Annotated in this window: 24 protein-coding genes; 12 read left to right on the forward strand and 12 right to left on the reverse strand. The window is 46.1% G+C overall.

The annotated features are described in order from the left end of the window. Positions 1 to 45: 45 nt before the first annotated feature. The 4 genes from QNH15_RS25730 to QNH15_RS25745 form a co-directional block, all read right to left on the reverse strand. Positions 46 to 690 carry a PspA/IM30 family protein gene (locus QNH15_RS25730; protein ID WP_283891642.1) on the reverse strand — a complete coding sequence of 215 codons (645 nt, stop codon included), beginning with the start codon at positions 688 to 690 and terminating at the stop codon, positions 46 to 48. Between the two features lie 18 nt (positions 691 to 708). Continuing rightward, complete coding sequence (locus QNH15_RS25735; RefSeq protein WP_061973217.1) at positions 709 to 1,053, reverse strand: lmo0954 family membrane protein; 345 nt, start codon at positions 1,051 to 1,053, stop codon at positions 709 to 711. A 278-nt stretch (positions 1,054 to 1,331) separates the two neighbouring features. Next, positions 1,332 to 1,643 (reverse strand): hypothetical protein, encoded by a 312-nt coding sequence (locus QNH15_RS25740; protein WP_283891643.1) that lies wholly within the window; start codon positions 1,641 to 1,643, stop codon positions 1,332 to 1,334. Between the two features lie 29 nt (positions 1,644 to 1,672). Next, positions 1,673 to 2,869, reverse strand: a complete 1,197-nt coding sequence (locus QNH15_RS25745; protein ID WP_283891644.1) for a ParM/StbA family protein — start codon at positions 2,867 to 2,869, stop codon at positions 1,673 to 1,675. Between the two features lie 389 nt (positions 2,870 to 3,258). Here QNH15_RS25745 and QNH15_RS25750 point away from each other — a divergent pair, with 389 nt between their 5' ends. The 4 genes from QNH15_RS25750 (at position 3,259) to QNH15_RS25765 (ending at position 8,593) form a co-directional block, all read left to right on the forward strand. Next, positions 3,259 to 4,557, forward strand: a complete 1,299-nt coding sequence (locus QNH15_RS25750) for an NCS2 family permease (RefSeq protein WP_283891646.1) — start codon at positions 3,259 to 3,261, stop codon at positions 4,555 to 4,557. 64 nt (positions 4,558 to 4,621) lie between these two features. Then, the gene (locus QNH15_RS25755) at positions 4,622 to 4,801 is read left to right on the forward strand and encodes a small acid-soluble spore protein H (RefSeq protein WP_061973210.1); all 180 of its coding nucleotides are present in this window, start codon (positions 4,622 to 4,624) and stop codon (positions 4,799 to 4,801) included. Between the two features lie 122 nt (positions 4,802 to 4,923). Beyond that, the gene (locus QNH15_RS25760; protein ID WP_283891648.1) at positions 4,924 to 6,579 is read left to right on the forward strand and encodes a glycosyl hydrolase family 28-related protein; all 1,656 of its coding nucleotides are present in this window, start codon (positions 4,924 to 4,926) and stop codon (positions 6,577 to 6,579) included. A gap of 121 nt (positions 6,580 to 6,700) precedes the next feature. Beyond that, positions 6,701 to 8,593, forward strand: a complete 1,893-nt coding sequence (locus tag QNH15_RS25765) for a PhoX family protein (protein ID WP_283891650.1) — start codon at positions 6,701 to 6,703, stop codon at positions 8,591 to 8,593. A 58-nt stretch (positions 8,594 to 8,651) separates the two neighbouring features. Here the strand turns inward: QNH15_RS25765 and QNH15_RS25770 are convergent, their stop codons facing one another. Next, positions 8,652 to 9,134 carry a hypothetical protein gene (locus QNH15_RS25770; protein ID WP_283891652.1) on the reverse strand — a complete coding sequence of 161 codons (483 nt, stop codon included), beginning with the start codon at positions 9,132 to 9,134 and terminating at the stop codon, positions 8,652 to 8,654. A gap of 234 nt (positions 9,135 to 9,368) precedes the next feature. Beyond that, positions 9,369 to 10,436 (reverse strand): dual-specificity RNA methyltransferase RlmN, encoded by a 1,068-nt coding sequence (rlmN, locus tag QNH15_RS25775; protein WP_283891654.1) that lies wholly within the window; start codon positions 10,434 to 10,436, stop codon positions 9,369 to 9,371. Between the two features lie 285 nt (positions 10,437 to 10,721). Here rlmN and QNH15_RS25780 point away from each other — a divergent pair, with 285 nt between their 5' ends. Further along, on the forward strand, positions 10,722 to 11,564 hold the full coding sequence (locus QNH15_RS25780; protein ID WP_283891656.1) for a helix-turn-helix domain-containing protein: 843 nt from the start codon (positions 10,722 to 10,724) through the stop codon (positions 11,562 to 11,564). Between the two features lie 48 nt (positions 11,565 to 11,612). Further along, positions 11,613 to 11,987 carry a VOC family protein gene (locus QNH15_RS25785; protein WP_206738116.1) on the forward strand — a complete coding sequence of 125 codons (375 nt, stop codon included), beginning with the start codon at positions 11,613 to 11,615 and terminating at the stop codon, positions 11,985 to 11,987. Between the two features lie 32 nt (positions 11,988 to 12,019). On the opposite strand, the gene QNH15_RS25790 is transcribed toward QNH15_RS25785, so the two are convergent. From QNH15_RS25790 to QNH15_RS25805, 4 genes are read right to left on the reverse strand one after another with little or no spacing between them, the layout of a single operon-like run. After that, positions 12,020 to 13,396 carry a family 4 glycosyl hydrolase gene (locus QNH15_RS25790; protein WP_283891658.1) on the reverse strand — a complete coding sequence of 459 codons (1,377 nt, stop codon included), beginning with the start codon at positions 13,394 to 13,396 and terminating at the stop codon, positions 12,020 to 12,022. A 1-nt stretch (position 13,397) separates the two neighbouring features. After that, entirely contained in the window at positions 13,398 to 14,312 is a 915-nt protein-coding gene (locus QNH15_RS25795; protein WP_283891659.1) for an ROK family protein, read from the reverse strand. Positions 14,313 to 14,316: 4 nt separating this feature from the next. Beyond that, positions 14,317 to 15,045 (reverse strand): 6-phosphogluconolactonase, encoded by a 729-nt coding sequence (locus QNH15_RS25800; RefSeq protein ID WP_283891660.1) that lies wholly within the window; start codon positions 15,043 to 15,045, stop codon positions 14,317 to 14,319. Next, entirely contained in the window at positions 15,038 to 16,198 is a 1,161-nt protein-coding gene (locus QNH15_RS25805; protein ID WP_283891662.1) for an ROK family protein, read from the reverse strand. Before QNH15_RS25805 ends, QNH15_RS25800 begins: the two co-directional genes overlap by 8 nt. Before the next feature lie 240 nt (positions 16,199 to 16,438). On the opposite strand from QNH15_RS25805, the gene QNH15_RS25810 reads away from it, so the two are divergent. Continuing rightward, a complete protein-coding gene (locus tag QNH15_RS25810; protein WP_283891664.1) occupies positions 16,439 to 17,347 on the forward strand; it encodes a Gfo/Idh/MocA family protein in 909 nt (302 codons plus the stop codon). Between the two features lie 167 nt (positions 17,348 to 17,514). Here the strand turns inward: QNH15_RS25810 and QNH15_RS25815 are convergent, their stop codons facing one another. Then, a complete protein-coding gene (locus tag QNH15_RS25815) occupies positions 17,515 to 17,946 on the reverse strand; it encodes a MarR family winged helix-turn-helix transcriptional regulator (protein ID WP_283891666.1) in 432 nt (143 codons plus the stop codon). Positions 17,947 to 18,114: 168 nt separating this feature from the next. Here QNH15_RS25815 and QNH15_RS25820 point away from each other — a divergent pair, with 168 nt between their 5' ends. The 5 genes from QNH15_RS25820 to QNH15_RS25840 all read left to right on the forward strand — a co-directional run bounded on the left by QNH15_RS25820 (position 18,115) and on the right by QNH15_RS25840 (position 22,715). After that, positions 18,115 to 18,516: a CidA/LrgA family holin-like protein gene (locus QNH15_RS25820; RefSeq protein WP_283891668.1), complete on the forward strand. Its 402-nt coding sequence runs from the start codon at positions 18,115 to 18,117 to the stop codon at positions 18,514 to 18,516. Next, a complete protein-coding gene (locus tag QNH15_RS25825) occupies positions 18,489 to 19,181 on the forward strand; it encodes an LrgB family protein (RefSeq protein WP_283891669.1) in 693 nt (230 codons plus the stop codon). The genes QNH15_RS25820 and QNH15_RS25825 overlap by 28 nt, the downstream gene beginning before the upstream one ends. A 326-nt stretch (positions 19,182 to 19,507) precedes the next feature. Next, positions 19,508 to 20,356 carry an AhlS family quorum-quenching N-acyl homoserine lactonase gene (ahlS, locus tag QNH15_RS25830; RefSeq protein ID WP_283891670.1) on the forward strand — a complete coding sequence of 283 codons (849 nt, stop codon included), beginning with the start codon at positions 19,508 to 19,510 and terminating at the stop codon, positions 20,354 to 20,356. Between the two features lie 16 nt (positions 20,357 to 20,372). Continuing rightward, the gene (locus QNH15_RS25835) at positions 20,373 to 21,554 is read left to right on the forward strand and encodes an iron-containing alcohol dehydrogenase (protein WP_283891671.1); all 1,182 of its coding nucleotides are present in this window, start codon (positions 20,373 to 20,375) and stop codon (positions 21,552 to 21,554) included. A gap of 129 nt (positions 21,555 to 21,683) precedes the next feature. Beyond that, the gene (locus QNH15_RS25840; protein WP_283895767.1) at positions 21,684 to 22,715 is read left to right on the forward strand and encodes an SDR family oxidoreductase; all 1,032 of its coding nucleotides are present in this window, start codon (positions 21,684 to 21,686) and stop codon (positions 22,713 to 22,715) included. Between the two features lie 89 nt (positions 22,716 to 22,804). On the opposite strand, the gene QNH15_RS25845 is transcribed toward QNH15_RS25840, so the two are convergent. Beyond that, the gene (locus QNH15_RS25845; protein WP_283891672.1) at positions 22,805 to 24,316 is read right to left on the reverse strand and encodes a tripartite tricarboxylate transporter permease; all 1,512 of its coding nucleotides are present in this window, start codon (positions 24,314 to 24,316) and stop codon (positions 22,805 to 22,807) included. Positions 24,317 to 24,329: the final 13 nt, after the last annotated feature.

Here is a 24,329-nt window from a genome sequence, read left to right on the forward strand (position 1 = left end):
CTAAAAGGCGCAGAGCTCTACGCCTTTTAGAATACCATTTTTATCTCAGGAAATCGTAGGTTTTTCTTTATTTTCCCATTGTTTTTCAAGCTGGGCAAAACGCTCATCGATCGTGTTGCGGTGGTAGTCGGAATTGACTTGATGCTCAAGCCGCTCAAGATAACGCTCCATTTCATCGAAACGCAGCCCCGGCTTAGCGCCTGCACTCGCATCAAGCACCTTGTTCATGCCCCGGTTTGCCCGGGCAATATTCTCACGGCCCATTAATTCCATGCGTTTCACATACATATCCTTTAATTTATGCTTCATTTGCTCAAACTTTTGCTCCAAATTTTGAAGCTCGCGTGCCGCTTCTTCTCTTGATTGATTCAGCCGGCCTGCACGTTCCTCGTATTGCTGCTGTTCAGCCACTGCAAATTCATGCAGCTCGCTTTCACCGGCTTGAAGTGCCAAATCCGCCTGCCGCTTTCGTTTTTCTGCGTGGGCCTTTGCTTCCCGATGTTCTTTTGTAAATTCCTCAGTCAGCGTATATTGGCGTTCCACCAGCTTTCTGACCCGGTCCGCTTCCTGCTCGCACTGCCGTAAATATTGGTTGAGCAGGGCAATCGGGTTTTTCTGTTCTTTTTGATCCAGCATTTCATGAAAATCCGCCGCAATAGAATTCTTGATTCTTGTAAACAATGTACTCATTAATCCTCTCTCCTTTTGTTAGTTTCTGTTCATTTCTGCCCATTGTTTTTCAAAGTTTACAAATGGGTCACTGTCATCGTTCGAATCCTGTTTTTTCCCGCTCCAGCTCTTATACACCACGTATAGTACATAAACTGCTGCAATTCCCAGCAATGCCGGAATATTGGATATAGCGGAGCACGCCGCGATTATGCCGATTACGGCCCAGATTACTTTCTTGGATGTCGTTTCCGCCTTCATGAAGCCTTTGACGGCAAAATATAGAATCACCAGCCCGATCGCGAGGCCGATCATCGGTCCGAGGTTCGCCAGCAGGATAACCGCCGCAATGCCTCCGAGTAAAAACAAACCAAATTTTTTCATTTGTTGTTTCCTCCTTTCTTAAATCTAGCTTACCTTCTGGCGAATTTTCCTATAATGTACTCCAGCTATATTTCTGCTAAGACTTGAGGCGTATTTTCATAGTGAACGAGGGAAGGGGGGATTTTGGAGGGTGATGAGAGTGTGTTTGCGGGGTGTTCAGGCAGGTTTTCGGAGTTTGCGGGCAACTTTGCCGAAAAATCGGTACACAGACAAATCTGCAAAAAAAAGCCGGCTCAGGAGTATATCTCCCAAGCCGGCTTTCAAGTTCAGTATTCTTATTATGTCCAGGACTCAATATCGTCCTCGTCGATTTCTTCCTCATCATCGGTGACATTATCATATTCCGGTGAATGCTTCGGATCTTCCTGCACCATACCTTGGTCTTCATCCCCGAAGGCAAAGCCCCGGTCAGCAGGCACATGCTGCTGAAGGTTTCGCACACCGTTGGCTTTAATTTCATTTTCGACGAGATAGCGGATGGAATCCATCAGGTTCGTTTGTGAGTTGATCCAGTCAATAATGGCGGGGGCTTCATTTTTTTTCGTCTTCAATGAAATATTATCGCCTGGCTTTTTTTGTTTCTTCATCATTACACCCCCTTACCATTTAAAATTAAAACTTAAACCGGCTGTTTCGCGCGGTCTTTGATCGCACCGTAGATTTTTCCGCGTACAAACGCATCCAGTCCGTTCGCATTCATCGTTACTGCATATTTTGCAGGGATGTAAAGAAGCTGGATTTCGCGCTCTTCACAAAGTTCCTTTAGCATCGGAGCAAGGATCGGCTGCATAAGAATGCTTCCGCCGCCGTATACGCAGATCAAATCGATTTCGTTTCTGGCTTTTGTCAATTGCTTGCGGATATTGTTGATGATCTGGCGCGCTTGTCCTTCAAGCGGTCTTTTCAACGTGTTCATCGCACGCGCATGATATTTGTGGTTCGGGTTTTTGATCACGTCACTGAAAAATTGACGCGGGCTGTCCGGAAGGTGGATCAGGCGGTTAAACTCGCTGAGCGCTTCCTCGATCGCATACCCTGCACCGTGGTTGGTACCGTGCACGAACTGGCGCAAAAATTTATTTCCTTCTGTAATTGGATACTCGGTTGAACCGTCGCCAATATCCGTGTGAAGGATTCGTTTGTTTTTAAAGAAGCTTCCGTTAAAGTTTTTCGGAAGATCATTTTCTTCAATAAAAGCATCAAAAATATCGCCTTTTCTCCAGTTGCCATCTGCATCTTTTTGAAGAGAGAAAGTTACTGGAGTTGCTTCAGGAATAACTTTTACAAACTCAAATTCTACTTTTACAGCTACACGCTGTTTGCCCACATGAACAGTTACGTGGTGCGGGCCATTCATGAAGCGCTTTTCAAATTTTGCTGCAGATTCGTCAGAATGCTGGGTAATCGGAAGTGCAGTTGCCATATCGGCCGATACATCGATGGAGGCAGGCAGCTTCTTTTCTTCTGCAAATCCTTTTTGAACCGCTACAGCTGCAATTTGAGCAAGCGTGTTAACGACTGGAAGGTCAATCTCGTATTTGTAGTCCACACCCACCTGGATGTTTTCAATCAGCTCGCCGCTCTCAAGCGCGAACTTGCCCACATAGTACATACCCGCACGTGCAGCAGGAGAATCAATCGTTACAATCAGGTTTTCCTGAAGGTTGCGTACGATGGTTTCAGGAGCCTGCTCTTCGCTCCAAGGCAGCTGGTCCACTGCGCAGTTGACGTTCGGCTGTTGAAACAAACGTCCATCAATATAAATATCATGCTCGCTGTTTCCGTTGTCATTACCTACTAAAAAATGATATTGCATAGTATCTATTCCTCCTAATATTTTATCTAAAACTACCTGGTGGCACAAGGTATTACTCAGCCATACGTTAAAATATGTATGCTGTTAAAGAAGAGAGTCTGAAATAATAGTGGCTGAAGTTCTACTATATAGAACTTCGAACGATTTGAATAGATTCCGACACTCCTCTACTTAATAATATTTGACAATTTTAGAGTAACACCTTCTATTTTAAAGAAATACTCCGCTCAGAAGTTTCTGAATGTTTTCTTGGAAAAACTTCCTCACTCCATTTGCCTCTTTTTTGTGGTAAAGTAATTTTTTAGGTTTACCTTGAACCCGTAATGGAGAAGTCTATTTGTTAGTGGCACCTTTTTAAATAGAATGAAATTGAAGTTAGGAGTGTCAATATGTTTAAACTTAAGGAGCGGAATACCACCATACGAACGGAATTCCTGGCTGGTATTACCACCTTTTTAACCTTGGCCTATATTATTGTTGTTAATCCAATGATTTTAAAAGATGCGGGCGTGCCGTTCGAGCAAGGCTTTACCGCTACCATTATAGCTACGGTCGTGGGAACACTGTGTATGGCATTTTTCGCAAACTACCCAATTATCATTGGTCCATCCATGGGGCTGAACGCTTATTTTGCCTACTCGGTCATCAGCAGCCATAACATTTCCTATGCCATTGGATTCTCGGCGGTTTTTATCACAGGCATTATTTTTCTAATCTTGTCCTTGACGTCATTCCGGGCCAAGCTGATTAATGCTATACCATCCAATTTAAAACATGCAATTGCAGCCGGCATCGGACTGTTCATTACCTTTATCGGACTGCGCCTGTCCGGCATTGTCGCCGATCATCCAACCAATCTCGTAACGCTTGGAGACTTTAGCTCGCCGAAAGTGGCGCTGACATTGATCGGAATTGTCATCACTATTACATTAATGACACTCAACGTGCAGGGTGCCCTTTTTATCGGCATGATTATTACAGGCATCATCGCCTTTTTCACCGGACGGTTAAATTTTGATAAAGGATTTCTTTCCGTGCCGCACCTTCCTGAAGGAGTGCTCGTCTATAATCCCATCCAGTCGGTGGCCGATGTCATTCACTACGGATTGTACAGCGTTGTGTTTTCATTCCTTCTGGTTATGCTTTTTGATACAACCGGCGCTCTTCTCGGCATCGTACGCCAGGCAGGACTGCTGAAGAACGGCAAACTCGACCGTGCAGGCAGTGCCTTCTTTTCTGATTCAATCGGTACAGCGGTTGGTGCCATGTTCGGGACCAGCCCAACGGCAGCAACGGTGGAATCCTCGGCCGGAGTCGGTACAGGCGGGAAAACAGGCTTAACCGGAGTAACCGTCGTCATCCTGTTTCTGATCGCCGCGTTTTTCGGACCGCTCGTCAGCGCTGTTTCTGCTGTTCCTGCCATTACCGCACCAAGCTTAATCATTGTCGGCAGCTTTATGATTAAAAGTATATCGGAAATTGACTGGAATGACTTCGATGAAGCCTTCCCGGCTTTTCTCGTCATCGTCAGCATGCCGCTGACATCCAGCATCGCCAACGGAATTGCCCTTGGGTTCATATCCTATCCGATCATGAAATTTGCCAAAGGAAAAATACGGGAAGTACATCCGCTTGTCTACGTGTTCGCCGTGCTGTTTTTATATCAGCTGATCTTTTTGGCACAATAAATTCATCTCGTATAAAAAACCTCCTCCCCGGCCATAGTAAGGACGAAAAAGGAGGTTTTTTTAAATGAACAAGCAACGCGCACAAGAAATTGCGTCTTCTCCTGTGATGGCAAACGTGACCTTAGATGGCGTGCCAGTATATATCCAGCATGTCGACGAACAAGGAGAAACCGCCCGCATCTATCCGCTCGGGCAGCCTGAAAACGAGCAGCAGGTTTCACTGGGCAGCTTAACTGAGCATTAATCCCCCCTTCATCTGAAGGGGTTTTCTTATGCCTTTAGAAGGAATGGCGATTCATTTGGAGAAAAAAACGGGAATAGAAGGTACAGGAAAGATAATATCGTTTGAGCTGAGGTGAAGCATGCATGCTGACATTAGATAAAAAACATAATCCACTGGAAAACAAGGAGCTGATTGCCTCCTATTTCAGCCAAAAACAGAACCTGAAAAACGTGATCGGACAGACAGACACTCTTTTTCAGGAACTGAAACCCTTGCCTGCCGTGCTGCATTCCTCGTTATTCTCGTTAAAAAAATTGCTGCACGGCTTTCCGCGAATTCTGCTGTCGACGTCATGGGACAAACATCTCGAAGACATGCCAATGGTGGAGACCGATGGGCAGGACACGATTTTTCCCTCATGGAAAAAGGAACTCGATCAGGAGTTTAGCAGACTTCAAAACGAAATTACCAGGGAGGTTAATGTCAAAGAGTTTGGCGCAGCGGGCGATGGAGTAACCGATGATACGGAAGCGTTCAAAAAAGCGATCGGCCATGGAAAGGTAAAAGTTATTGTGCCTGAAGGCATGTTTATCACAAAAGGCATCCGGCTTCCTTCATGGACGATGTTCGTTGGATCCGGTAAAGGAACAACCGTAATCAAGCTTCATGACCGCGCACCCAGAAGCCGGCAGCTGCTCACCAATTCGGGGCGATGGAGAGGCAGCCACCATGTTTTTGTCCAGGGTATGAGTCTGGATTGGAACGTCGAACGATTAGGTCCCAATAAACGGACAGCATCCGGAAACAATCAATCAAGCTGTCTCACCTTTGCACACGTCACCTACGGGTGGGTGAAGGATGTCGAAGGAATCAACCCGGGACTGCACTGTTTTGATGTGTCCTCTGCGGTTTACACGTATTTTGGGGATGGCACAAGGGCCAGAAGGAGCAGCCGGTACATCTGGCTCGATCAGTTAAATGGGTATGGCTTTGGGGATGATGGAATTACCACCCATCATAGCGATAATATTCTAATTTCAAACTGCCATATGTGTGATCCAAGCGGCCGGGCGCACAAAGAAGGATTTTCAAATTCCAACGGGATCGAGGTCGATGATGGCTCCAGGAACGTCACCCTCGTGAACAATTCAACAACCCGCTGCTTCGGCGGTGTGGAAATCAAAGCTCATTATAATTCGGCAGCCGCAAGCAACACACAGATTATCGGGCACCTGTCCATTCATGACAACCGCTCATATAACTTCAGGCATATCGGCCATCACATCGAAACCGATCCAGAGTCGATGACCGCCTATAATATAAAAGCGAGCCATATTGTCGCGGTGGCTCCGATAAGAACGCCTTTATACAAGGATTCCACGCCAAGGGCGATGGTCATTTCTGCCTACAGAAATGTGGTGATCAATCACTTTACCGTCGTTGGAGACCCTGACTACGATTACCGCGGAGAGCCGGTCATTGCCGTGCAATACCGTTCGCGGAATATTATATTAAACGGGCTGGACATCAAGCATTTTAAAACCGCAGGGGAAGACATCAAAGTATTTGGCGGTGGCCATGGGGCAGATGCTGTAGAGATCCGCAACGTGACCATTCAGGATTCAGCACCTACCGCTCTGCATATCGGCCCCGGAATCCAGCAAATCAAGATTAGTAACGTTCAGGCCGTGTGCGAGAAAGGGAGAGAGGGACTGGTGGCCAGGCAGTCAGAGCCAAAAATCTCGGAATTTCATGCCTTAGGCTACAAGACACCCATTGCAGTGGGCAATCAGAATTAAATGTATAAGCTTTGTCATGATTTCTTTACGAAACGCCAACACTAATCCCCTTTTCTTCATACCTCCTTAACAGTAAAGTGGTTTAATGAGTACGAATCACACTCGTTAGGGAGGATGAACCATGAAAAAAGGTATCACAGTCGGATTATCATTAGCCATTATGGCTTCAAGCGCCATTCCTGTATTCGCTGAGCATAATCATCATGACAAGCAAAAACACAATCAAATCAAGAACATCGAATTTTCATCAATGAAAGCCCCCAGCACCATCGAAAACATGGTCAAAACCTACACAGACGCCAAAGTAAAAATTACTTATAAAAATGGTAAAGTGAAAGAAATGCCTCTAGACTACAACCAGCTCTTCTTATCAAAGGATAAAATTGTAGACAACAAAGGCGAAAAGATACCAGCCGGCACTCCAATAGACGCTAAAGGTAACCCAATCATTGACCGCAGTGTTCCGGACAAGCCGTCTTATTACATTTCTGATGCACCCGATTCCAACAGCTTCATCACCATTGCTGGAAAAGACTATATCATCTCTCACTATGAGTATGATTCAATGGACAATTCCGGAAAAGAGATTAGCGGCCTTCCTGCGTCCATGACATTGACACAAGTAGACCGGGATAAGAAGACCGGCAAGCTTACCGTAAATCATGCAAAAAAGATTGATTTCTCTAATGTAAACGGACTATGGACACCATGTAATGGATCAACAACAGAATGGGGAACTCATCTCGGGTCTGAAGAATATGAACCGGATGCAAGAGCATTTGAAGATCCAGCTTCCTCTTCCTACCGTGACGTCACCAACTTTGCCAAACAGTATTTTGGTGATGCATCCAAAGCCAATCCTTATTTTTACGGATGGATTCCTGAGATTTCCGTACATCCAAATGGTAAGGCAGCGGTTGTAAAGCATTATAGTACAGGCCGGTTCTCTCATGAGATCATGCAGGTGCTTCCAGACCAAAAGACCGCACTTTTCGGAGATGACGGCGGCAATACCATGATGTTTATGTATGTTGCTGATAAAAAGCGTGACTTCTCTGCAGGCACACTTTATGCGGCAAAATTCAAGCAGACTTCAACGGCCAACGGTGGAGCAGGAGATCTGCAGTGGATTAAGCTTGGCCACTCTACGGATAAAGAAGTAAAGAGAATCATCGACAAAGGCACCAAGTTCAGCGATATCTTTGAAACATCAGACAAGCTTGCACCCGGCTTTAAAGCCGTGAAAACCGCAGCAAGCAAAAAAGTGGAGTACCTGAAAGTGAAGCCGGGCATGGAAAAAGCAGCTGCATTCCTGGAATCCCGCCGATATGGTGCACTGCTTGGGGCAACCTCCGAATTCAACAAGATGGAAGGCATCGCAGTAAATAAAGCGGACAACAAAGCCTATATTGCCATCTCCTATGAAAACAACAGTATGAAAAAAGAAGAAATCGACGGGGTTCAGGATGATATCCAGCTTCCGGTCATTGACTCAGGTGTTACCTTTGAACTGGATTTGAATCCTGGTGAAAAAGATCATAAAAAAGGACACATTGACAGCAAGTATGTGCCTTCGAGCATGAATGGCCTGTTGGTCGGTGAAGATTATCCTAAAGCGGATGCCTATGGAAATACAGCGAATCCAAATAAAGTAGCCAACCCTGACAACTTGAGCTTTTCTGACGACATGAACACTCTGTTCATTGGTGAAGACAGCGCACACCATACGAATAACTTTGTTTGGGCCTACAATGTGAAAACAAAGAAACTATCAAGAATCTTATCTGTACCTGTTGGAGCAGAAGCCACCGGCTTACGTGCAGTGGACCACGTGAAGAACTCACGCTATGTTCTCAGCAACTTCCAGCACCCAGGTGAGGATTTGGAAGGAAAACAGATTACAGCAGTAGATAAGACGAAGCTTGAAGAAGCCATGAAAAAAGGAATCGGCATTCAGGAAACTGGCGGTGTCGGTTATATCTCCGGTCTTCCGTCTGGCCAACTTAAAAAATAAATAAAAACACCCCCTATACGTTGGATTTATACGTCCGGTGTATACGGGGTGTTTTTTGTTAACCGACGGGTACCTGCTGGTCTTCAATCATCTTTTTGCAGGCTTGATAACATTCCTCCACGTGGGAGTTTCCAAGATATTTCATTGCTCCAAAGCTGATGCCGGCCGCCACCGCTTGTCCCACCAAAGGTACAAACTTCGAAACCTGCTTAACCGCAATCTTCTTCCCAGCCTTCTTTAACAGAAGACCGATCATTTTCTTCGTAATCACCTTGCCGGCAAACTCGCTTCCCATCGAGGTAAGAACCACAATGACTTTTCCCTTCAGCGTGGCATCCAGTTTTTCAATCTGTTTGGGTGCCAGGCCAAATTTTTCATTGATCGTAGGGAGCAGCTCCATCATGATCGTAATATCGGCCCCAACATCCATGCCGGGAATGGGAACGATTGAAGCAGCAGCCGAAGCAGATGCCCGCTTGTTCACTAGCGCTCTACACTCTTTGCGAATTTCCTCTAGTTCTTCTATCGTTCTGGGAATCATACGATTTCTCCTTTAAATGTATTCAGGGGATAAATAAATGATTGATGTTATTATACCCTTTCCCCCTTAAGCGTTAACCTGCTCAGTGTAGCTGCCGAATTCCCTGACAGCTTTTCTGGACTACCGGCAGAATGGTATAGAGTTAACTCACCGTTTTTGATCAGTTATTCACCAAACACATCATTTTCACAAAAGATAAAAAAAGGCTGAAACCAAATTCAGCCTTTAAAATCCTTATTGTGCTTTTTCCTTCTTGATCTGCTTGCTTCGCAGCTGGCCGCATGCCGCATCGATATCGGTGCCGTGCTCCTGGCGGATTTTACAGTTGATGCCGCGCTTTTTCAGCGTATCGTAAAACGCCAGAACGGAAGCCTGTTCGCTTCGCTGGTATTGGCCATGCTCATCCACCGGGTTGTAGGGAATCAGATTCACATACACTTTCTGTTTTTTATCCTGAAACAGATCGGCAAGCTCTTCTGCTTCTTTCTGATGGTCATTCACATCCCGCAGCAGAATGTACTCGATCGTAATCCGGCGGTTGGTGGTTGTAATATAATAATCGACGGCTTCCATTAATGGCTCAAGCGGAATCGCCTTATTAATCTTCATGATCCGTGTGCGCAGCTCGTTGTTGGGAGCATGCAGCGACAATGCAAGGTTCACATTAAGCCCCGTATCGGCAAACTCGCGGATTTTTTTCGCCAGCCCGCTGGTAGATACCGTAATGCGGCGGGAGCCGATCGCAAGTCCTTTAGGATCGATTACCACGTTAATAAAATCGATCATATTTTCAAAGTTGTCAAACGGCTCACCGATCCCCATGACCACAATATGGCTTACTCTCTCGTCCTTGTTGCGCTCATCAAGGTGCAGCTGGACATTCATAATCTGCTCCACGATTTCCCCGCTGGATAGGTCTCTGCTTTTCTTCAGCAGACCGCTTGCACAGAAGCTGCATCCGATGTTGCAGCCAACCTGGGTGGTAACGCAAACCGACAATCCATATTTATGCTTCATCAGCACCGTTTCAATCAAATTGCCGTCCTGCAATTTAAACAAGAATTTGACCGTTCCGTCTTCTGATTCCTGTTTGACGTGCTGCTGCATCGTCTGAAACGAAAAACGTTCGGACAAAAGCTTCACACATTCTTCTTTTACACCGGACATTTCCGTAAATGAAGTCACGCGTTTTCGATATAGCTGCTCCCACACCTGGGCCGCATGAAATGGCTTAATGCCGCGCTCAAGCAGCCAGGCAGAAAGCTGTTCGAATGTTAATCCATAAATGGATTCCTTCATCATGTTGTTACCCTCTTTTCAGATTCTATATTGAACTGCCACCGGGACAGACAAGGTCTTAATTTTCAATTGTTATCTTAACATACAATAACAGGCATTGAGGAGTTTCGCTACTCCCAGTATGAGCAACTTTGACACATCTATATCTTCCCCCTTTCCACAAAAATGGAAACCCGGTCAGCGATTTGGTGTATCGCCCTCCGATATGCCCGATATTTCAATGGATATCTTTATACCTGACCTTCATGAGGATATAATGTAAACAGGACAAATCCCATGGAGAAATGTATGCTGAATTACGCGCTGAACGCAAAAAGCAACCAATTTTACTATGAAGGAAAAGGACAGCTATCCATTAAAACCTTTCGAAACGGCAAGGCGCATTACAAGACGAACTCCGGTTTTTTTGCCGTGGAGGAAGACAGCTACCTGCTTTTAAACGCGGGAGATTATGCTATTTCCATTGAGGAAGAAACAGAGGTAGAGTCCTTCTGTTTATTTTTCACCGATGAACTTGCGGGTGAAGTGATGAGGACATTATCCGAAGCCGAACACAGCCTGCTCGATGATCCCTTCAAAACGATAAGTTCTGCAGGTTTTTTTGAAAAAACCTACCCTATCTCCGCGGATCTTTCCCAACAAATCGACTATTTCCGGGGAAATATGTCACTCCAAAGTGCCACTTGGCAAGAAGAGCAGTTTTATACCATTATGGAGCATATTATCACGGAGCAATGCCATCTCCAGAATGAAATCATTGCGCTGCCTGCATTAAAACGATCAACGAGAGAAGAAGTCTACCGAAGAGTCAGTGTTGCTCAAGAATACATCCGTGCCTTTTTTCATCTGCCGCTTACACTTAAGGAAATCTCCCATATCGCTTGTCTCTCTCCAAACCATCTCATCAAAAACTATACCGCTGTGTATGGCTGCACGCCCCATCAGCACATTACCGCTTACCGTGTACAAAAAGCGATACAACTGCTGAAACAGCCGGAAATAAGCATGACCCGGATCGCCTTTGACCTGGGTTTTGAAACACCCGCTTCTTTTAGCAAAATGTTTAAGCAGCAAACTGGATATTCCCCTCTTTCATACCGAAAAAAAGTGATTTTGGATAAGAAAGATTAAGCGGCATCCGGTATGCTGATGAAGAATACAAATAAAGGAGAGATGATAATGGAAGCAGTCATACATAAAGTAGGTCAAATCGGAGTCCCAGTAAACGACTTAAAGCGTGCCATTACCTTTTACCAGGAAAAATTGAGATTGAATCTATTATTCCAAACGGGCAATATGGCATTTTTCGAGTGCAATGGCCTGCGGTTATTGCTTGATTTACCTGAAAACGAGGCCTCTGCGCATCCAAGCTCAGTCATTTACTTTCAGGTCGAGGATATTCAAAAAGCACATCAAGAGATGGCCGGCCGCGGAGTATCATTCATCAGCGCACCCCATCTCATTGCGAGAATGGGACAACGGGAAACGTGGATGGCCTTCTTTACGGATACAGAAGGAAACACCCATGCCTTAATGAGCGAGCTTGATGTCTAGAGATGAAAAAAGATACCCAGGGGATATCTTCTTTATTTCCACTCTAATTCTGGCAAAATATCTTTTTGCAATTCGCACATTTCATCGATCATGGCGCAAGCCTGATAATAGGAAGGAGCCTGAGGATCGAGCAATATAGCCTGCAGCAGTTTGGTTTTGGATTGTTCCACATAGGCTTCAAGCAACAGCTTATGAATGCTTCCCTGAATATTGATGGTTCCGAGAATGGCTGTCGGCAGTTCAATCTCCATCGGCCTGAGCGAGATCCCGTTTCCGTTCACGATGGCTTGAGTCTCCACCACCATGTCATCCGGAAGTCCTTTGATTGCTCCTTTATTAGGCATGTTCGCGGCATTGATCTGGATTTCTTCATCAAAGTAGATGGCTTCAATGATTGGAATGGCATATTCGTTACTCTTACTCACATTATTTTTATCAAACGTGTACGCTTGTTCTGCCCAATCTTCTTGTGTGGTCGTGTCGTCAAATAACCCTTTATCCAGGGAATTCCCGCTGGCACAATACACAAATTCCGGTACTTCAGAACCGCTCTGCCACAGCTTTTCCCGGATCGGATCATAGCGGAATTGAAGAGACAAACCTGCGTAAAAGTCTTCAGCGTATGAAACATATTCGCCGCAATGATTCGTTCCCGGATACGGATAATATCCGTACGTACGGTACATCGTTCTGGATAACGCATAATGATCAAAGTGAGCCAGGCGATTGGCTGATTTTTCTTTTTCATAGAATAAAGGATAAAGGTCTTCTCCTGTTTCCTTGTCCCAAATTTTTGTAAAAAAGCCGAAGTGGTTCAAACCTCCGCCCTCAACACCGATAGAGCTTGCCGGGATGTCCAAAAAGCTTGCCAGCTGATCAATTCCCATATCAAGTCCATGACAAAGTCCGACAACCTTGATGGAAGTTAATTTGGAGATGGCTTCCACCAATTTCGCTTCCGGATTCGTGTAATTGATAAACCATGCTTCCGGGCATATTTTTTCCATTTCCCTGGCAATATGAAGCATCGGACCCAGGTTTCTTAAGGTGTGAAACATGGAGCCGGGACCGCCATTTTCTCCGTAAATCTGCTTGCTTCCATAACGGCGGGGGATGTGGAAGTCCTGAGACCAGTAAAAGTACCGGTTTACTTCAATGGCAACGATTACAAAATCAGCTTCAGTTAACGCTTCTTCGAGATTAGTGGTTCTGGACAATTCACCAGGATGGGAGAACGCTGAAAACATCTCTGACGCGTATTGATACGTCCGGTTAACATTCTCTTGTTCAATATCCATTAAGGCGACTTCCAAATGATCCGCCTTTTTCAGCTTTTCGGATAAAACAATATCGTTTAGCGCGCCAAGTGCGAACGACACACTTCCAGCTCCAATTAAAGCAATTTTCATGTTATATCTCTCCTTCAGATTGATGAATGGCCAGATAGCCTGCTCCAATGACTCCTGCTTCAGAGCTGTATTGGTTGATGACGATATTGATCTTGTCTCTCAGGTTTTTGAAAACTTTTTTCCTGGTGCCTTCCGCGACCTTCTCGATCAGCCATGGATTATGATGGATAACGGCTCCTCCTAAAACAAAGATATCGGGATCAATCGTTTGCATGAGGGAAGCAATGGCATTTGAGAAGTGCTCAATCCATAAATCGATAACCTTTTTCGCTTCTTTATCATTCTTTTGATACTGCTCAAAAAGCAGGGAAGCCGTGGCAGCTTCGCCATACACCCTCTTGCTTTCTTCTTCGAGGGCAAGACCGCTGCATAATGATTCCAGTGAGCCGTCGTACAGGCTCGGATGGTTTTTTTTCAGGCTGGAAACAATCATGCTTCCAATTTCACCGGCATATCCGTGTGAGCCTCTGAGAATTTTGTTATCAATGATGATTCCGCTGCCCACACCGGTGCTTACCGTGATGTACATTGCATTTCGACATCCTTTTGCCGCGCCGTAATGAGCCTCAAGCAGCGCAACCACGTTCACATCGTTATCAATGAACACTTGATAACCGGAAAAATAAGAGCGAAGGGTATCCACACTCACTTCTTCCAGCCACGGAATATTGGTCGCATCCACGATTTGGTCCGCCTCATCCGGCCAGGGCACTGGAAGGCCGATGCCAATCTTTTTAGCAGTATGATCCGGGTCTATTTTTTTGATCATGCTAAAAATCTCTTCAAAGAATTCAGCTGGTTTCTTGTATTCAGTTGTCAAGGCGGTTTCTTTCCTGGTTAGAGACAGGCCGTTTTCCACCAGGCCTACACGTATATTCGTACCGCCGACATCAATGCCGATCACACTTTCATTCATGTTTTTATCCCTCAACTTTTTGCGTAATGTACTTTGCCGCCTCCGTATCCAGGTAAAAATCAATATGGTCATGGTGAAGCAATTCCTGGGCAGGCAGCTTAGCTTCCGAATGGTTAAAGATCTCTTTCACAATATCTGCTTTGTGACCGCCGGTAATGGCTACGATGACTTTTTTGCTATGAATCACCTGTTTTAATCCAAGAGTGATTCCCTCTGACAAAGCGGCAGGCTCGTCAAAATACTTTTGTGCGGTTGTTTTTGTCTCATTTGAAAGATCGACAACACTGCTATGATCCCGCACTGGCGTTCCTGGTTCGTTTAATCCGATATGCCCGTTCATTCCCACGCCCATTAAGCTGAAGGTGATGGGATGCTGCTCGATATAAGCATCGATTTTTTCACATTCCTGCTGCAAGTCAGGACTCATCCCATCATAAAAAAGGATTTGGTGTGACTGGATGCCGGCTGGAGAAAATAAATCCCTTTGCAGCATTTGATAGCAGCTTCCCGTCGAGTGTTTTTCAATGCCCACCCATTCATCGAGACTGACGATCCGAAGTTTCTTGATATCGTCCGTGTCTTTCGCCTGTACAGCAAACCTCTGGTAGCTTTTCTGCGGTGTGCTTCCAGAAGCCAAACAAAATAAAGGATGAGCCTCTTCTTTCAGGCCTGCTGCCATTGCATCGGCGATAGCCTCTGCCACCTGTTCTTCCTTTTCAAAAATTTCAAGCATGTTTTTCACCTCCGGCTGCTTTTTCAGCAGATATGACCTTTCCCATTTCACGCTGCAGTGATAAAATTCCCGCTCCCAGAGCAGACATGTGCTCGGCAGCACTGAACGAAATGGTTGGATCCCAATCCATATACTGCCCGACATACTTTCTGATCCTATCCAGGAGATCGTCCGAAAACAAATCCATCGTTTTGCCGCTGACAATAATGCGGTCCACATCCAGGACACTGATAATATTGGTAATTACCAATGCGACCTTTTTGGCCAGATATTCTTGGCATGCTTCACTTTCTTGCGGATTGCTCAAATCAAATGCTTTTACAATCGCACTAAAACCGAGCTTCCCTTCGAGCCAGCCGACTGAAGTAGGCGTCTTTTTAAAATCTTCATCAAAGCATAGATACTCAAGCTCACCCGCTCTTGAATTGAACCCTCTATGAAGCTGCTTATTCAGGATCAATCCGGCGCCAATTCCTTCTCCAAAGGAGATATGAATCAAATCGGCGGGCATTTCATCGAACGCTTCCAGACTGCGGAATTCTGCCACGGTTGACGCATTCACATCATTTTCAAGAAGTATAGGATAGGAGACACTGTCCTTCAGCCTTTCAACAATCTCCGCGAAATGAAAATCCTCTTCCTGATCTTCTACTGTTTTCATCCTGATGGTTTTGCTTCTTGTATTAATGGCACCAGCCACACCGATGCCAATTCCAAGCACTACACTGCTGGATTGCTTTGCTTCCTCCTCCATGACTTCTACGATTTCATTAAAAATGCGGGCAAAACCCTCATGGTAGAAAGGAAGATCGGTATGAAAGGTGCGGGAAGCGATGACCTGGTTCTTTAAATTCACAAGTAGGCCCGTCACAGCCTGGCCGATGATCTCCAGCCCAATCGTGACATAGCTGTTTTCATTGAACTTGTAAACCGTTCGTTTCCGGCCAAGCCCGCCCATTCCCTCGCGGCTTTCTCCGGTCTCCTTTAAAATGCCGATTTCGGTAAAATAATTCACGATTTTACTGACCGTCACAAAACTCATCGCTGTTTTTTCTGTGATTTCCACCTTGGCCAGTTCCGGATGGTGAAGAAGGATATCGAAAATGATTTTTCTGTTTTCATCCTTTATATCGTTAGGTAAATAAGATTTCATCCATAACCTCTCATTTCTAATTTAAGAACATTAATTAATAACCTTTAATAATTAAACAAAAATAAAAGACCTAATTTTCAGATCATTTTATTAAATGATAAGGGACGGCTGCTTACACTGTCAATACAAATTTTGGATAGCACCTGATACGTGAGGGAAGAGGTTTGCCTGTAAACGTGTTACCTTTAAATGGAACGGTTTTCGAAAAGCGACTTACATACTGAAGATGAGGTGAGAAAGATGAAAGTAGGAATCATTGGACTTGGGGATATTGCCCGTAAGGCATATATGCCGGTGCTTACCCAAAAGGAAGGCATCGAACTTGTTCTGTGTACGAGAAATGAAGAAACCCTTCAGCAGCTGGCGAGCCAGTATAGGATCCCCGAAACAGCCCAAACCGTGGACGAGCTGCTTGCAAAAGGGATTACTGCCGCGTTTGTGAGTGCAGCAACCGATGCGCATCTTGAGATCGCAGAGCAGCTGCTGCAAAACGGTATTCATACGTACATCGATAAGCCGGTATCCCTTCATTTGCAGGAAACAGAACGGGTGGTTCAACTCGCCAAAGAAAATGATGTGATTGCCATGATCGGATTCAACCGCCGGTTTGTTCCAAGAGTCAGCGAGCTGAAAAAACAAGGGAAAGCCAACCTGATTTTGATGCAAAAGAACCGATTCTCATCCCCTGACTACACCCGCCGCTTTATCATTGACGATTTTATCCACGTGGTTGACACCCTTCGTTTTTTAATGGGAACCGAGGTGCTTGATGTGAAAGTGGAGCATCAAAAAAAGGATGACCAACTCCAGTTCGTGATCATCCAGCTGATTGGGGATGGCTGTACGGCGATGGGAATCATGAACCGAAACGGCGGTGTGACCGAGGAGATCATTGAATACCATACCGGCCATCACAAATATGTCGTCAATAGTTTGGTAGAGACCACTCATTATCACAATAAAGACATTCAAACGGCCAAATTTGGCGATTGGGAGCCCACCCTCTTCAAGCGCGGCTTCTATCAGATCACCGATCATTTTCTGGACTGCGTCCGTCAGAATCGACAGCCCGATCCGTCATTGGATGACTCACTCCTTACCCATGAGATTTGCGAGCGAATCGTTAACTTAATTGAAGAAAAACGGTAAAAGCAGAACCGGAGACCTGAGTGTCTCCGGTTTTAGTCTATTCTCCCCAGGAGTTTATTACTAATTATTGGATTGGGTATTTTGGTGTACCCAACCATTTCGAGAGACCTTATAAAAAAGCCAAAACGTTGAGTCTTGGTTTTTTTCTTTATATTTACCTTATACCATCAGTCAAAAAACGCCTCATTCATCCGCTCAAGGAGTTCCCCAAACAACTCCTTCTCTTCCTTCGTCCAGGTTTCGAGCATGTTTTGATACCGGGCGAGCCTCGTTTTTTTATCCGCTTTCAATTTCTCCCGGCCCAATTCGGTAATGGTAAAGAGACTCACCCTTCCATCCGATGGATCGGAGGAACGCTCAATCAGTCCTTTTCCCTCCAATGCTCCTGCCTGGCGTGAGAGGGTGGATATATCAAGTTTAAAGGACTCTGCCAGCTTTTTGACCCGCGCAGGTCCGAACTCGTCCAGCTGCCTCAAGATCAAATACGAAGCTCTCTCCAGATTTCCTATTTTATTTTCCGAGTTATCAATGTATACCGCCCGCCGGATAAAGGTGGTCAGTTCATATTCAATTCGCTCAACTGCATTCTTGTTGTTCAAAGCCCATCACTCCTGCACAAGCTTATAGCCCGATTTCATTGACATTTGCCTATATGCTTGTATAATACAAATATATAATTGTATCGTACAAGTAATTACGAAAAATGTAAAGAGCTACCCTAGTCAGACAGAAAGGAGGGAGTTGTTCTTATTAGAACAGCACCTTTTGTGAAAGCTATACGAATTATTCTGCAGATCGCCATTCTTTACGCGTTTTCCCTCATTGGAGAATGGGTTCATAACCTGCTTCATCTTCCGGTATCGGGGAGCATCGTGGGACTGATCCTTATGCTGATCTGCTTAACCTTTAAAATTGTTCCGGTCAAGATTGTGGAAGACGGAGCAAGTTTTTTATTGTCATTTCTTCCTCTTTTATTTATCCCCGCAATGACGGGTGTTATGAATTACCCGGCACTATTTTCAGGCAAAGGCCTGGTTCTGCTGCTGATTGTCGTGCTGAGCACCATTGTCACAATGGTCGCTGCAGGAATTGCCAGCCAGCTGCTCGAGAAAAACGCCAACAAGGGAAAGGAGAATGACGAGTGCAACAAGCAAGTATCGCAATCCTGATTATTTTGCTTACCGTTGCGGTGTATATCGCAATGACAAAGCTATATGTACGCTTCTCCTATCCGATTCTCATTCCTGTATTGACCACCACCGTGGCAATCATCCTGCTGTTGTTGGCCTTTCATGTTTCCTATGACCAGTACATGATCGGCGGAAAGTGGATCAATTCCCTTCTCGGTCCTGCGGTTGTCGCATTGGCGTACCCGCTATATAACCAGCGCAAAATTCTGGTGAAGTACAGCCTGCCTATCATCGGAGGCGTATTTGCGGGTTTGTTCTCAGGCATGATCAGCGGTCTTCTCTTTGCTGAATTATTCGGCATCGACCGGGATTTGATCCTATCCATTGTGCCTAAGTCGATTACAACTCCGGTTGCCATTCAGATCGCCACTGGTATCGGCGGTGTCCCTTCGATGACCGTTGTTTTCGTCATGATCGCCGGATTCTCGGGTGTTATCTTAGGGCCAAAGATTATGAAATGGTTTCGGATCCGAAGCTATCTTGGAAAAGGCATTGCCTTTGGGAGCGCCTCTCATGCTCTTGGCACGTCAAAAGCTTTTGAGTACGGAGAACTGACTGTATCCATGAGTTCGGTATCGATGACGCTTTGTGCCGTTCTTGGTTCGGTGTTCGGTCCGATCGTCGTATGGATTTTTCACGTATAAGAAAAGCCGTCCGGATTTCCGGGCGGCTTTTTTCTGCTCTGATTAGGTTTACTCACCTTTCTATGGTGGTTACTCCCGGAAATGTTCGGTTCACTCACCATTTTAGTGTCATTACTCACGGAAATCTGTACATTACTCACCATTTTTAATCAGTTACTCACCAAACACATCATTTTCACCAAAATAAAAATTATGCGAAATAGGTATAGGTAAATCGTGCTAAAACCGCTCCATTTCAAGCCACAAAGTTACTGAATGGTGAAAAAGGGGAATGTAAAGAATGTTGTTTTGCAAGCGTTTTACTAAACAAATGGGGAGGAAATTCAATGGCAAATGTGATCAAACCCAATCCAAAGCTTTATGTAATGGATAACGGAAGGATGCAGATGGACAAAAACTGGATGATTGCGATGCACAATCCGGCCACGGCGGACAATCCGAATGCGCCTGCCGAGTTTGTCGAGTTCCCGGTGTATACCGTGCTGATCGACCATCCCGAAGGCAAAATCCTGTTTGATACGGCCTGCAATCCGGAATCAATGGGTGCAGAAGGACGATGGGGAAAAGCGACTCAATCCTTGTTCCCGATCAACATGGGGGAGGAATGCTACCTGCACAACCGGCTAGAGGAATTAAACGTACGGCCACAAGACATTAAATACGTTGTGGCATCTCACCTCCACCTCGACCACGCCGGATGCCTTGAGCTGTTTACGAATGCCACGATCATCGTCCATGAGGATGAACTGAGCGGCGCGTTGCAAGCTTATGCCCGAAATGAAAAGGAAGGCGCCTACATATGGGGAGATATTGATGCCTGGATCAAAAACAATCTGCAATGGAAAACGATCAAGCGAAATGAAGATCAGATTCATCTGGCAGAAGGAATCAGCCTCCTCAACTTTGGAAGCGGACACGCATGGGGCATGCTTGGTTTGCAAATCAACATGCCGGAAACCGGCGGCATTATCCTGGCTTCAGACGCTATTTATACAGCTGAGAGCTTCGGCCCGCCCGTAAAGCCTCCGGGCATTATCTATGACTCCCTCGGCTATTTGAATGCCGTGGAAAAAATCCGACGTCTCGCCAATCAAACCAACTCTCAGGTCTGGTTTGGTCATGATGCCAATCAATTTAAAACCTTCCGCAAATCAACGGAAGGCTATTACGAGTGAAGGAGGACAACGAAAAATGAATGCAGCAAAGCTGGTGTTTACACCATTAAGCTATATTGGCTGGGGAGCGTTAAAGGAACTGCTGCCCGAGGTTGAAAAATACGGTCCGAAAAAGGTTCTTGTGGTTACGGATCCGATGCTCGCCAAAATTGGATTGACCGACAAGATTACCGGTCCGCTCGAGGAACAGGGATATTCTGTCACCCTGTACACGGAGGTCGTTCCGGAGCCGCCTGTTGAAGTGGGAGAAAAGCTCGTGTCCTTCACCCGGGAAGGCGGATTTGACATGGTGATCGGGGTTGGCGGGGGAAGTGCACTGGATTTGACCAAGCTTGCTTCCGTTCTCGCTGTTCACGAAGGCCCTGTTACGGATTATTTGAATTTAACAGGCACACGAGAGGTTGAAAGAAAAGGCCTGCCAAAGATCCTGATTCCAACCACCTCCGGAACCGGTTCAGAAGTCACCAATATCTCCGTACTGTCACTTGAAACGACAAAGGACGTGGTCACCCATGATAACCTGCTTGCCGATGTGGCGATCATTGATCCTGCACTGACCCTGTCCGTACCGCCAAAAGTAACTGCAGCAACCGGCATTGATGCACTGACACATGCGGTGGAAGCCTACATTTCCGTCAACGCGAGCCTTACGACAGACGGGTTAGCTCTGCAGGCGATCCGCCTGATCGCACGATCCCTTCGCCGCGCTGTTGAGAACGGCAACGATGAACAGTCCCGGATTGACATGAGCAACGGAAGCTATATCGCCGGTCTTGCCTTTTTCAATGCAGGTGTGGCCGGTGTTCATGCGCTTGCCTATCCGCTCGGCGGCCAATTCCACATTTCTCACGGCGAGTCCAATGCCGTACTGCTGCCGTATGTGATGGGCTATATCCGAAAAAGCTGCGTTACACGCATGGGAGATATCTTAAATGCGCTTGGCGGCAACTCTGCCTTCCTTTCCGATGAAGAGGCGTCCTACCGTTGTGTCGAGGAACTGAAGCGGCTGGTCAATGATGTGGGCATTCCCAATACACTCTCAGGTTTTGATGTCCCCGAATCAGCCCTCGAGAGCCTGACACAGGACGGGGTAAAACAAAAAAGAATCCTGGCCAGAAGCCCGCTCCCACTGCTGGAAGATGATATCCGGAACATTTACCGGTCTGCCTTTGATGGTGCAGTTGTGGAGCCTGAATAACATAGTGAAAATATAGAAGCCTCGCTTATCGCAAGGCTTCTTTTTTTATGGAATACAAGCTTTCATGATTGGTACCGTAGCCCACCGGGTAGAGGATAAGGTGTCTACTTTTAATGAGGAGGGAACATGATGGCAATTTCGTTAAAGAAACTGAAGCATCAGGTTGTGGTCATTACCGGGGCATCGAGCGGCATTGGGCTGGCAACGGCAAGAATGGCAGCCTCAAAAGGAGCAAAAGTGGTGCTGGCAGCCCGGAATGAAGCGGCTCTTCAGCAGCTGGCAGAGGAACTGAGAGGCAAAGGCTGTCCCGCTGCCTATGTTGTAGCAGATGTGGGCAAGGAGGAGGATGTACGCAAAATCTCCGACACTGCACTGAGTGAATTCGGCCGGTTTGATACATGGGTCAACAATGCAGGGGTATCGATTTTCGGCAAAGCGATGGACGTCAGCACAGAAGATATGAAGCGAATGTTTGAAACGAATTTCTGGGGCGTGGTGTACGGATCAAGAATGGCGGTAAAGCACTTTACCGAAAGAGGCGTTCCCGGAGCGTTGATCAACGTGGGAAGCCTGTTCGGCGACCGCGGGGCCGTCGTTCAGTCCACCTATTCCGCGGCAAAATTTGCTCTGCATGGCTGGACCGAGAACCTGCGCATGGAACTAGAAAAAGATAAGGCACCCGTCTCGGTGACCTTAATCCATCCCGGCAGGATCGATACGCCATACAACGAGCACGCGATGAGCTACCTGGACAAGCAGCCGGCCCATATCGGCATGATGTACGCACCTGAAGCGGTAGCGGATGCCATTCTGTATGCGGCATCCCATCCGACGAGGGACATGTTTGTCGGATCACAGGCGAAGCTTACCGCGGTATTGGGAAGACTCGCTCCCCGCATGATGGACAAATGGATGGAGGCGACCATGTTCCGCACACAGCACGACAACGGGCCGTCCAACACGCGCGAAGAAAGCGGACTGTATCATCCCGGCTACGGTATGCATGAGCGGGGCACCAATACCGGCTGGGTACGCAACCGAAGCTGGTACGTCAAAGCCTCCAAGCACCCGGTGCTGTCGGCCATGGCATTGACCGGCCTCGGAATGTATGTCTGGAACATGTCAAAGAATCATAAAAAAGAGCAAGTGCCTTATTCCTAAAGGAAAAGTGATGATCTTACGCTACAACTCTATAAAGAAAAACAAGTCCCGCTAATTAGCAGGGACTTGTTTTTATATGGCGGTACCTTTTAACCCGCCACTGTATTGGTTTTATTTTTATTTCTGCTGTTAAGCAGTTTGATCAGTAATGGGTAGCATAGTGACAGGACCGTTAAGACGATTAACAAAATCGAGATCCATGAGGAGAAAAAGATTCCCAGGCTTCCATTTGATGACGTAAGCGCCATCCGGAAATTCTGCTCCATATCGGTTCCGACGATTAAGGCAAGTACAAGCGGAGCAATCGGAAAGCCCATGACCTTCATGAACAGGCCGATGACACCAAACAGCAATAACAAATAGAAATCCATCGTACTGTAACTTAGCGTATACGTCCCAATAAAGGCAAGCATGATAATGATTGGATAAAGAACTTGGGCAGGTGTCTTTAAAACCCTTACCAACAGACCAACCAAAAGCACATTAAGAATAACCAACGCGATATTGCCTATAAACATACTATTAATGAGGCTCCATACGACTCCCGGGTCATTTTCAAACAGCATGGGTCCCGGTCTTACACCCAGCATAATTAATGCGCCAAGCATGACGGCAGTCGTTCCTGAACCCGGAATCCCCATTGTTAATAAGGGAATCATGGCCCCAACGGAAGCCGCATTATTGGCCGATTCAGGTGCTGCCAGTCCTTCAACGGCCCCTTTACCAAATTCATCAGGCCTTTTGGAAATCTGTTTTTCCGTCGAATAACTGATCATGGAGGCAATTGATCCGCCGGCACCAGGCAAAACCCCAATGATAAAACCTAATGGTGCACTGCGCAAGATCGGCCATCTCGACCTCTTCCATTGTTCTTTTGTGAACCAAACTTTTTTCATACTATCCTTATCATCAGGATCTTTTTTCTCTTTATGGATGGTCAAGAAGTTATAAAATACTTCACCAACCGCATATACCCCAATGATAACAATAAGAAAATCGATTCCTTCGCTTAAATGAGGGCTTCCCATCGTAAATCGATGAATGCCCGTTTGCGGATCAATTCCAATGGTACTTAATAAGAGCCCTAAGCTCATGGCAATAAATCCTTTGATGATTTTGCCGACCGAAAGCGAAACAATGGCCGAAAGAGTTAACAGCATCAACAGGAAATACTCGGACGGACCAAATTTTAAAGCAAAGCTTGCCAAAGGTTTCGCCAAGAAAACAAAACCAATGGTAGCCAAGACACCGCCAATAAAGGAAGCAACAGCTGAAATCGCCATCGCCTGGCCGGCCTGCCCCTTTCTGGACATGGGATATCCATCAAAGGTCGCCGCAATCGCTGATCCATCTCCCGGTGTATTTAATAAGATGGAACTCCTTGACCCTCCGTACATCGCCCCATAATAAATGGCCGCCATTAATATGATGGCACTGGTTGGGTCCATTCCGAAGGTCACTGGGATTAAGACCGCAACCGCTGTCGCTGGTCCCAATCCCGGCAGCATTCCAACCACTGTTCCTAAGAAACCACCGAGAACACACCAAAAGATATTAATGGGCTGGATTGCAGTCAAAAGTCCCTCAAAAAAACCTTCCATTCAGCTTTCCTCC

Origin of the sequence: Fictibacillus enclensis, assembly GCF_030123385.1 — a bacterium.
Taxonomy (GTDB): domain Bacteria; phylum Bacillota; class Bacilli; order Bacillales; family Fictibacillaceae; genus Fictibacillus_C; species Fictibacillus_C enclensis.